Origin of the sequence: Stenotrophomonas sp. Sm2128 (genome assembly GCF_030985535.1) — a bacterium.
Taxonomy (GTDB): Bacteria; Pseudomonadota; Gammaproteobacteria; order Xanthomonadales; family Xanthomonadaceae; genus Stenotrophomonas; species Stenotrophomonas maltophilia.
This window is the reverse complement of the sequence record NZ_JAPTFQ010000116.1, coordinates 1-10311: the sequence shown is the minus strand read 5'-3', so window position 1 is coordinate 10311 and position 10311 is coordinate 1. Positions and strand designations below refer to the sequence as shown.

Below are 10311 nucleotides of genomic sequence, written 5' to 3'. Positions count from 1 at the left end.
GCGCAGGACAGCGCACACGAGCAAGGCGCCATCGAGCACCATGGAGGGGCTTTTGCGTGTCCTGGCCAGGGCCACCCGCCGCCTCCCGCCCGTACCAGGCAGGCGCCAAGCCCTGCCCCCCGCATGACCGCAATGGCGTCACACGTTAAACTCCCGCCGTGAATACTCCCACCTACACCGCCCAGCAACTCGCCGAGCAGTTCGGCCTGCAGGTCCATGGCGACCCCGCCACCGCCATCCACGGCGTGGCCACCCTCGCCCACGCCGGTCCTGGCCAGCTGACCTTCCTCGCCAATCCACGCTACCGCGCCCAGCTGGCCGACAGCCAGGCCTCGCTGGTCGTGCTGCGCGCCGACGACGCAGAGGCCGCCCCCGGCGCCGCGCTCGTGGCCAAGGACCCGTACACCACCTTCGCCAAGATCGCCGCGCTGTTCGACATCGCGCCCACGCGCCCACCGGGCATCCACCCCAGCGCCGTCATCGATCCCAGCGCCCAGGTCGCCGCCAGCGCCCACATCGGCCCCTTCGTCTCCATCGGCGCGGGAAGCGTGGTCGGCGAGAACTGCATCATCGGCACCGGCAGCGTGATCGGCGAAGACTGCAGCCTGGACAGCGGCTGCGAACTGATCGCCCGGGTCACCCTGGTCACCCGGGTCAAGCTCGGCAAGCGCGTGCGCGTGCACCCCGGTGCCGTGCTCGGTGCCGATGGCTTCGGCCTGGCGATGGACGCCGGCAAGTGGATCAAGGTGCCGCAGCTCGGCGGCGTGCGCATCGGCGACGATTGCGAAATCGGCGCCAACACCTGCGTCGACCGTGGTGCACTGGAAGACACCGTGCTGGACGAAGACGTGCGCCTGGACAACCTGGTACAGATCGCGCACAACGTGCAGATCGGTGCGCACTCAGCCATCGCCGGCTGCACCGGCATCGCCGGCAGCGCCAGGATCGGCCGTTACTGCCTGCTCGGCGGCCACGTCGGTGTGGTCGGCCACCTCGAGATCTGCGACAAGGTCGTGATCACCGGCAAGTCGGTGGTCCGCAATTCCATCCATGAGCCGGGCGAGTACTCGTCCGGCACCCCGTTGACCGACAACCGCACGTGGCGCAAGAACGCCGCGCGCTTCAAGCAGCTGGACGCATTGGCTCGCCGCGTCCTGGCTGCTGGCAAGGAGAAAGAATGAACGACACGCTGCAGCTTCCGATCGACGTCTGCCAGATCCAGGAACTGCTCCCGCACCGCTACCCGTTCCTGCTGGTGGACCGGGTGCTTGAGCTCGACATCGACGCCAAGCGCATCCTGGCGCAGAAGAACGTCAGCATCAACGAGCCGTTCTTCCAGGGTCACTTCCCGGGCCGCCCGATCATGCCCGGCGTGCTGATCATCGAAGCGCTGGCCCAGGCCGGTGGCGTGATGACCCAGCTGACGCTTGGCCGCGATGCGCAGTCCAAGCTGTTCTACATGGTCAAGGTGGAAAACGCCCGCTTCAACAAGCAGGTCGTGCCCGGCGACGTGCTGATGCTGGATGTGCAGATGAAGCGCCTGATCCGCAACATGGGCTGGTACTACGGCGAGGCCAAGGTCAACGGTGAAGTCGTTGCCTCGGCCGAGGTCATGTGCGCCGGTGCCAAGGGCTGATCCACGGGAGGCAGCAATGACTGACAACGCACCACGGATCCACCCGACTGCCGTCATCGATCCGGCCGCGCGCCTGGCCGACGACGTCCAGGTCGGCGCGTTCACCCTGATCGGTGCCGATGTGGAAATCGGCGCCGGCACAGTGGTCGGCCCCCATTGCAGCATCCACGGCCCGACCAGGATCGGCCGTGACAACCGCTTCATCGGCCACGCCGCGATCGGTGGCGAGCCGCAGGACAAGAAGTTCGCTGGCGAACGCACCGAACTGGTGATCGGCGACCGCAACGTGTTCCGCGAGTTCGTCACCCTGAACCGTGGCACCGGCGGCGGCGGCGGCATCACCACGATCGGCAACGACAACTGGATGCTGGCCTACACGCACGTGGCGCACGACTGCCATGTCGGCAACTTCTGCGTGTTCTCCAACAACACCACCCTGGCCGGCCACGTGACCGTGGGCGACTACGTGATCATCAGCGGCTTCGCTGGTGCCCACCAGTTCTGCCGCATCGGTGCCCACGCCTTCCTCGGCATGGGCGCGCTGACCAACGGCGACGTTCCGCCGTTCACAATGGTCGGCACCGATTCGCTGGGCCGCCCGCGCGGCATCAACAGCGAAGGCCTGAAGCGTCGTGGCTTCGACGCCGAGCGCATCTCCGCCATCAAGCGCGCCTACCGCACCCTGTACGTGGCGGGCCTGCCGCTGGCCGAAGCCAAGGTGCAGCTGACCGAACAGGCACGCGACAGCGATGACGTGAAGGCCATGCTGGACTTCATCGAGCACGCTGAGAGGCCCTTGCTGCGATGAGCAGCACGACCGGCCAGGCGCCGGCCGGCGCCGCCGTGATTCCGCTGGCCTCGATGGCCGGCAGCGTCCCCGCGCAGCGGGTGCTCAGCGAGCGCCCGTTGCGGATCGCTCTGGTGGCCGGTGAGGCCTCCGGTGATCTGCTGGGTGCGGGCCTGGTGCGCGAGCTGAAGGCACGCTTTCCGAATGCCGAATTCGCCGGCATCGGTGGCGATGCCATGCGCAGCGCCGGCTGCCTGACCTGGCACGATGCCAGCGAGCTGGCGGTGATGGGCCTGACCGAAGTGCTGCGCCACCTGCCACGCCTGCTGAAACTGCGTTCCGCGTTCCGCCAGCGTGCACTGGAATGGCAGCCGGACGTGTTCATCGGCATCGACGCGCCCGACTTCAACCTGGGCATCGAACGCTGGCTGAAGCAGCGCGGCGTGCGCACCGTGCACTACGTCAGCCCCTCGGTCTGGGCCTGGCGCGAGAAGCGCGCCGAGAAGATCGGCAGCAGTGCCGACCTGGTGCTGTGCCTGTTCCCGATGGAACCCCCGATCTATGCCAGGCACGGCATCGACGCGCGCTTCGTTGGCCATCCGATGGCCGATGACATCCCCCTGCAGGGCAACCGCGAGGAAGCGCGCGCCGCGCTTGGCCTGCCGACCTCGGCCAAGGTGCTGGCGGTGCTGCCAGGCAGCCGCCTGGGCGAAATCTCGCGCCTCGGTGAACCGTTCTTCGAGGCCGCCTGGCAGGTCTCCGAGCGCCTCCCCGGCCTGCACGTGGTAGTGCCTGCCGCCAACCCGGCCTGCAAGCGCCTGATCGAAGAGCAGCTGTCACGCTCGGCGCTGCCGGTAGCCTTCTCGCATGTACTCGACGGTGAGGCGCGCAACGCCATGATCGCCGCCGATGTGGTGGTGCTGGCCTCGGGCACCGCGACGCTGGAGGCGATGCTGGTCAAGCGGCCGATGGTGGTCGGTTACCGCGTCAACGAGCTGACCTACCGCCTGGTCAAGGCGCTGGGCCTGATCAAGGTCGACCGCTTTGCCCTGCCCAACATCCTGGCGGGCCAGGACCTGGCACCGGAACTGATGCAGCACGACTGCACGCCGGACAAGCTGGCGGCGGCCATCCAGCAATGGTTCGACCACCCGCAGCGGGTGACCGACCTGCAGGATACCTATGCCCGCCTGCATCAACGACTGCGCCGCAATGCCTCGGCCCGCGCGGCCGACGCTGTGGGCGAGCTGTTGATGCGCGACCAGGCCCAGGCATGAGCCGCCGCCACGCCGCAGCGGCCAGCCTGGCCCTGTTCGACGGTGCCGCCGTGGTCGAGCCGGAGCGTCTGGTCGCCGGCGTCGACGAAGCCGGCCGCGGTCCGCTGGCCGGACCGGTCGCGGTGGCGGCGGTGGTGTTCGACCCGGCACGGCCACGCATCAACGGCCTGGACGATTCCAAGCAACTCACCGCAGCCCGCCGCGAGCAACTGCATGACCGCATCATCGAACGTGCACTGGCCTGGCACGTGGTGCTGGTGGACGTGGAGACCATCGACCGCCTGAACATCTACCAGGCCACCCTGCAGGGCATGCGTGACGTCGTTGCAGCGGTCGCCCACGTGGCCGGCTTCGCCCGCATCGACGGCAACGTGGTGCCCAAGGGCCTGGTACTGCCGGCGCAGGCGCTGGTCGGCGGTGATGGCATCGACCGCGCGATCATGGCCGCCTCGATCCTGGCCAAGGTCTCGCGCGACCGCTACATGCAGGACGTGCATGCCCGCCACCCGCAATACGGCTTCGAGCAGCACAAGGGCTACGGCACCCCGGCCCATCTGGCCGCCCTGCGCGAGCACGGCCCCTGCATGGAGCACCGGCGCAGCTTCGCCCCGGTGCGCGAGTGCCTGGAAAACCCGGCAGCTGTGACCGCAGACATCGCAATCGCCTGAGTCGCCTGAACGGTCGCTGCACCCGGCTGCGAAAGCAGGGTCAGGCGGGGCCCGCGGTTTGCCAGCGAACCGTGGGGAGCGATAGCGCGGATGCGATATCGCATGCCGTCAAGAGCTTGTCGCGCCCTCCAGCCCTCGCTACCCTGACCGGGCACTCCAGCGCTTCCCGACCCCGGCGACGATTCCCCCGTCAGCACCCGGGGCCCGCGCGCTCCAACCTGGTCCGGCATGTCCAACTCCCGCTTCGTACATCTCCACGTCCACACCGAGTTCTCGCTGGCGGACTCCACCATCCGTGTGCCGGCCAAGCCGGACCAGGCGGACCCGAAGAAGGCCAAGCAGGCCAACCTGCTGTCACGCTCGGTCGAACTCGGCCTGCCCGCGCTGGCGGTGACCGACCTCAACAACCTGTTCGCCCTGGTCAAGTTCTACAAGGCGGCCGAAGGCGTGGGCATCAAGCCTATCGCCGGCGCCGACGTGCTGATCGCCGAGGAAGGGCAGGATCCGTGGCGGATGACCCTGCTGTGCCGCGACCGCGAGGGCTACCTGAGCCTGTCGCGGCTGCTGACCCGCGCGTGGATGGAAGGCCATCGCCCCGAAGGCGGCGTGGCCATCCATCCGGACTGGCTGAAGGCCGGCAACGCCAACCTGTTCGCGCTGGCCGGCCGGCAGAGCCTGGCCGGGCGCCTGGCGCTGGACGGCAAGCATGAACTGGCCGAGCAGCGGCTGGCCGATTGGCAGCGTGTGTTCGGCGATGGCCTGCACCTGGAGCTGACCCGCACCGGCCGCGAGGGCGAGGAAACCTTCAACCAGTTCGCGCTGATGGCCGCCGGCCAGCGTGGCCTGCCGGTGGTGGCCAGCAATGATGTGCGCTTCCTGGCGCCCACCGATTTCAGCGCGCACGAAGCGCGCGTGTGCATTTCCACCGGCCGCGTGCTGGACGACCCCAAGCGCCCGCGCGAGTACAGCGACCAGCAGTACCTGAAATCGGCCGAAGAGATGTGTGCGCTGTTCGCCGACATTCCCGATGCCATCGACAACACGCTGGCGTTGGCCGAGCGCTGCAACATCGAGATGCGGCTGGGCACCTACTTCCTGCCCAATTACCCGGTGCCCGACGACGAGACCCTGGACACCTGGATCCAGAAGATGTCGCGCGACGGCCTGGAAGAGCGCCTGGAGAAGAATCCGCTGGCGCCGGGCAAGACCCGCGAAGATTATTTCGAGCGCCTGGAGTTCGAGCTCAACACCATCATCAAGATGGGTTTCCCCGGCTACTTCCTGATCGTGGCCGACTTCATCCAGTGGGGCAAGAACCAGGGCATCCCGATCGGCCCGGGCCGTGGTTCGGGTGCCGGTTCGCTGGTGGCGTGGGCGCTGAAGATCACCGATCTGGACCCACTGCCGTACAACCTGCTGTTCGAGCGCTTCCTGAACCCGGAACGCGTGTCGATGCCCGACTTCGACATCGACTTCTGCATGGACCGCCGCGACGAGGTGATCGACTACGTCGCGCGCAAGTACGGGCGCGAGCGCGTCAGCCAGATCATCACCTACGGCACCATGGCCGCCAAGGCGGTGGTGCGCGACTCCGGCCGCGTGCTCGGCTTCCCGTACGGCCTGGTCGACGGTGTTTCCAAGCTGATCCCGAACATCCTCGGCATCCACCTGAAGGATGCACTGGGCAAGGGCAAGGAAGGCCCCAGCTCGGAAATGGCGTCGCCGGAACTGATCCAGCGCTACGAGACCGAGGACGATGTCCGCGACCTGATCGACTTGGCGCTGCAGCTGGAAGACCTGACCCGCAACGCCGGCAAGCACGCTGGTGGCGTGGTGATCGGGCCCGAACCGCTGAGCGAGTTCTGCCCGCTGTACGCCGAACACGACGAGAACGGTCTCGGCAAGAACCCGGTCACCCAGTTCGACAAGAACGACGTGGAAGAAGTGGGCCTGGTGAAGTTCGACTTCCTCGGCCTGCGCACGCTGACCATCATCGACTGGGCGGTGAAGGCGATCAACAAGCGCCATGAGCGCGCCGGCATCCCGCCGGTGGACATCGCCGCGATTCCGCTGGACGACACGCCCACCTACAAGGACATCTTCGCCAACGGCAATACGGGCGCAGTGTTCCAGTTCGAATCCTCGGGCATGCGCCGCCTGCTGAAGGACGCGCGCCCCGATCGTTTCGAAGACCTGATCGCGCTGGTGTCGCTGTACCGCCCCGGCCCGATGGACCTGATTCCCTCCTTCAATGCGCGTAAGCACGGCCAGGAAGAAATCATCTATCCCGATCCGCGCACCGAAGCGATCCTGAAAGACACCTACGGCATCATGGTGTACCAGGAGCAGGTGATGCAGATGGCGCAGATCGTCGGCGGCTACTCGCTGGGCGGCGCCGACCTGCTGCGCCGTGCGATGGGCAAGAAGGTGCCGGCCGAAATGGCCAAGCACCGCGAGATCTTCCGCGAAGGTGCGGCCAAGGACGGCGTGGACGAAGCCAAGGCCGACGCGATCTTCGACCTGATGGAGAAGTTCGCCGGCTACGGCTTCAACAAGTCGCACGCCGCCGCCTACGCACTGGTCAGTTACCAGACCGCATGGCTGAAACGCCATTACCCGGCCGAGTTCATGGCGGCCACGCTGTCGTCCGATCTGGACAACACCGACAAGGTGGTCGGCTTCCTCGACGAGGTGCGCAACCTCGGCCTGACCGTGCTGCCGCCCAAGGTGAACCAGTCGGCCTTCATGTTCGAAGCGGTGACCCCGGACACCATCCAGTACGGCCTCGGTGCGATCAAGGGCGTCGGCCAGGGTGCCTGCGAGGCGGTGGTCGAGGAGCGGCTGAAGGGCGGCCCGTTCAAGGACCTGCTCGACTTCTGCACCCGCGTCGGCTCGGCCAAGCTCAACCGGCGCACGCTGGAAGCGATGATCAACTGTGGTGCGTTGGACGAGCTCGGCCGCAACCGTGCCTCGCTGATGCTGCAGCTGCCGGAGGTGATCAAGGCTACCGACCAGATGGCCCGCGAGCGCGCTTCGGGACAGAACTCGCTGTTCGGTGGCCCGGACCCGAGCGCGACCACGATCCAGCTGGATCTGCCCGAAGCCGAAGAATGGCCGCTGCTGCAGCGCCTCAACGGCGAGCGCGACACGCTGGGCTTCTATCTCAGTGGCCACCCGTTCGATCCATGGCGCGACGATGTACGCGATCTGGTCGGCAACGACCTGGGTTCGGTGGAGAAGATCTGGAGCGCCAACAGCGGTGGTGGTGGCGGCGGCGAAAAGCGCTGGCGCCCGGAAGTACAGACCGTGCTGGCCGGCCAGGTGGTCGGTGTGCGTCGCAAGGGCGAGAGCCAGATCTTCATCCAGCTGGAAGATGGCCGCGGCCGCGTCGAGTGCAGCGCGTTCTCCGACGCGATGGCCGAGTTCGGGCACCTGATGACCAAGGACCGCATCCTGGTGGTCAAGGGCGGCCTGCGCGAGGACGAGTTCAACGGTGGCTACGCATTGCGCATCCGCCAGTGCTGGGACTTCGACGAAGTCTGCGCCAACTACGCCACGCGGCTGTCGCTGCGCCTGGACCTGCGCCAGCAGCGCCCGGTCTGGGAGCGCGTCAATGCGCTGCTGGATCGCCATCGCCCGGGGCGCACGCCGCTGCGCCTGGACCTGCTGCTGAAGGGCCCGCACGGCGGCGTCGCCGGCATGCTCGATGTTTCCGGGCAGAGCGCGGTGCGCATCGATTCCAAGTTGATGGAGGCGCTGCGCGCCGACCCCGCCGTACGCACGCTGAAAGTGCGCTACAGCCCACCGTGGGCCAGCTGAGGCTGGCTCTGGTTTTCCTGACCCTCCTGCTTTCCCGTTCCAGTCATCAAGGACGATTGCCAATGAAGACCCTGCTGTTCCCGTTCGCCGCCGCGCTGGCCCTGGCCGCCTGTTCGCCCTCGAAGGTCGAGTTCCAGATCGACAACCCGACCGATGCGCCGCTGGCCCTGAGCATCGATGGCAAGGACCTGCCGGTGGCCGCACAGGGCTCGCGCCCGATCTCGCTCGCTGTCGGTGAGCACCGCCTGCACACCGACAAACTGGGCGACGTGCGCTTCATCGTCTACGTCGATGGCCGTGGCGGCCTGATCAACCCGACCCTGAGCGAGTACGTGATCGCCCGCGAGGTCTATGTCACCGACGAGAGCAAGCTGAAGAACTTCGGCGTCGGCAACAAGGGCATCGAACTTGGCGGGGTCGACTTCGAAGGCCCGTTCGAAAAGAGCCACGACCTGTTCATCGACAAGACCTGGACCTACGGCGTGCGCGAGCCCTTCCCGAAGGAAAAGGTGGTGGCCCACGTCGACGCCAGCGGCGGCCAGATCGTGGCCAAGGTGTTCACCGCCACGGACTTCATCGCTTACGTGGAAGAAGGCATGGGCGAGCCCGGCGCGTTCAAGCGCGAGCAGCCGGCTGGCTACGTGGCCCCGGCGTTCAGCCTGGAACCGGCCCCGGCCAGCCTGCCGGCGCTGGTGCCGGCCTTCGAGGCCCACGCCGCGCCGCTGCGCGAGGTCTATGCGCGCTGGCTGAAGGCGACCACCGCCGATGAACAGAAGGCGCTGCGCAAGCAGGACTTCGCCGCGCAGATGGCCTTCACCTCGGCCACCGCCACGCTGGGCAGCGGGCTGGGCCGTGACGCCAACGAGGCCTACAACGACTTCGTTTCCCAGCGCAGCCAGCTGATGGGCCGCAGCGCCCTGGTGGTGCCCTGAGCTGACTGGCGCGCCCCGCCCGGCTGCGCTACCGTCGCCTTCCAGACGAAGGCGTACGGGTGGTTTGCGCGCATTCGGCTAGAATTCCCCTCTTCTTTACACGACGGCTTCCGATGAATCCGAACTACCTCGACTTCGAGCAACCCATCGCCGACCTGGAAGCCAAGATCCAGGAACTGCGCAACGCCAGTGCCGGGCCGGCGGTCAATGTCGAGGCGGAAGTGCACGCGCTGCAGGACAAGCTGCGCATGCGCACCGCGCAGATCTTCCGCAACCTGACCTCGTGGCAGGTGCTGCAGCTGGCCCGTCATCCGTCGCGCCCGTACACCGCCGACTACCTCCGCGTCATGTTCGACGAGTTCCAGGAGCTGGCCGGCGACCGTGCCTTCGCCGACGACAAGGCGATCATGGGTGGCCTGGCCCGCATCAACGGCCGTGCAGTGATGGTGATCGGCCACCAGAAGGGCCGTGACACCAAGGAGAAGATCAAGCGCAACTTCGGCATGCCCAAGCCGGAGGGCTACCGCAAGGCCCTGCGCCTGATGAAGATGGCCGAGCGCTTCGGCCTGCCGGTGCTGACCCTGATCGACACCGCTGGCGCCTGGCCGGGCATCGACGCCGAATCGCGCGGCCAGTCCGAAGCGATCGCGCGCAACCTGATCGAGATGGCCGAACTGAAGGTGCCGATCATCTGCACCGTGATCGGCGAAGGCGGCTCCGGCGGCGCGCTGGCGCTGGGCGTGGGCGACCGCACCGTGATGCTGGAATACGCGGTGTACTCGACCATCACCCCGGAAGGCTGCGCCTCGATCCTGTGGAAGGACGCCGGCAAGGCCAAGGACGCGGCCGAACAGCTGGGCCTGACCGCCCCGCGCCTGAAGAGCCTGGGCCTGGTCGACAAGGTCGTGCGCGAGCCCACCGGCGGCGCCCACCGCAACCCGACGCAGATGGCCAAGCGCCTGAAGGCGGTGCTGCTGAACGAGCTGGATGCGCTGGACAAGCTGTCCACCGAACAGCTGCTGGAACAGCGCTACGCGCGCCTGCGCAGCTACGGCACGTACGAAGCAGCCTGACGTAGTGCCGGCCGCTGGCCAGCATGCAGGTAGGCCTGGTAGTGCCGGCCGCTGGCCGGCATGCAGGTAGGCCTGGTAGTGCCGGCCGCTGGCCGGCAACACGCAGGTGATTGCAGAAA

General features: G+C 67.4%; 7 protein-coding genes and 1 pseudogene. All 8 read left to right on the top strand.

Annotated elements, in window-relative coordinates; genetic code table 11:
• The first annotated feature begins 158 nt into the window (after window positions 1-158).
• The 8 genes and pseudogenes from lpxD to O0K41_RS21225 all read left to right on the top strand — a co-directional run bounded on the left by lpxD (window position 159) and on the right by O0K41_RS21225 (window position 10192).
• A complete protein-coding gene (lpxD, locus tag O0K41_RS21260) occupies window positions 159-1181 on the top strand; it encodes a UDP-3-O-(3-hydroxymyristoyl)glucosamine N-acyltransferase (protein ID WP_012479608.1) in 1023 nt (340 codons plus the stop codon).
• Entirely contained in the window at window positions 1178-1636 is a 459-nt protein-coding gene (fabZ, locus tag O0K41_RS21255) for a 3-hydroxyacyl-ACP dehydratase FabZ (protein WP_005408737.1), read from the top strand. Before lpxD ends, fabZ begins: the two co-directional genes overlap by 4 nt.
• A gap of 16 nt (window positions 1637-1652) precedes the next feature.
• Window positions 1653-2444, top strand: coding sequence for an acyl-ACP--UDP-N-acetylglucosamine O-acyltransferase (gene lpxA, locus O0K41_RS21250; protein ID WP_005412736.1), 792 nt, complete (start codon window positions 1653-1655; stop codon window positions 2442-2444).
• Window positions 2445-2536: 92 nt separating this feature from the next.
• Window positions 2537-3700 (top strand): annotated as a pseudogene (gene lpxB / locus O0K41_RS21245) (lipid-A-disaccharide synthase); the annotation flags it as partial.
• Window positions 3697-4368, top strand: coding sequence for a ribonuclease HII (locus tag O0K41_RS21240; RefSeq protein WP_005408734.1), 672 nt, complete (start codon window positions 3697-3699; stop codon window positions 4366-4368). The pseudogene lpxB and the gene O0K41_RS21240, both read left to right, overlap by 4 nt.
• 228 nt (window positions 4369-4596) lie before the next feature.
• On the top strand, window positions 4597-8187 hold the full coding sequence (gene dnaE / locus O0K41_RS21235; RefSeq protein WP_164222271.1) for a DNA polymerase III subunit alpha: 3591 nt from the start codon (window positions 4597-4599) through the stop codon (window positions 8185-8187).
• A gap of 62 nt (window positions 8188-8249) precedes the next feature.
• Window positions 8250-9119: a hypothetical protein gene (locus O0K41_RS21230; RefSeq protein WP_024956311.1), complete on the top strand. Its 870-nt coding sequence runs from the start codon at window positions 8250-8252 to the stop codon at window positions 9117-9119.
• A 113-nt stretch (window positions 9120-9232) separates the two neighbouring features.
• Window positions 9233-10192, top strand: a complete 960-nt coding sequence (locus tag O0K41_RS21225) for an acetyl-CoA carboxylase carboxyltransferase subunit alpha (protein WP_005408731.1) — start codon at window positions 9233-9235, stop codon at window positions 10190-10192.
• Window positions 10193-10311: the final 119 nt, after the last annotated feature.

What these genes read in the sequence shown, in the direction of transcription:
- fabZ (WP_005408737.1), top strand. Translation starts at nt 1,178, where the DNA reads ATGAACGACACGCTGCAGCTTCCGATCGACGTCTGCCAGATCCAGGAA.
- lpxA (WP_005412736.1), top strand. Translation starts at nt 1,653, where the DNA reads ATGACTGACAACGCACCACGGATCCACCCGACTGCCGTCATCGATCCG.
- O0K41_RS21230 (WP_024956311.1), top strand. Translation starts at nt 8,250, where the DNA reads ATGAAGACCCTGCTGTTCCCGTTCGCCGCCGCGCTGGCCCTGGCCGCC.
- dnaE (WP_164222271.1), top strand. Translation starts at nt 4,597, where the DNA reads ATGTCCAACTCCCGCTTCGTACATCTCCACGTCCACACCGAGTTCTCG.
- O0K41_RS21240 (WP_005408734.1), top strand. Translation starts at nt 3,697, where the DNA reads ATGAGCCGCCGCCACGCCGCAGCGGCCAGCCTGGCCCTGTTCGACGGT.
- O0K41_RS21225 (WP_005408731.1), top strand. Translation starts at nt 9,233, where the DNA reads ATGAATCCGAACTACCTCGACTTCGAGCAACCCATCGCCGACCTGGAA.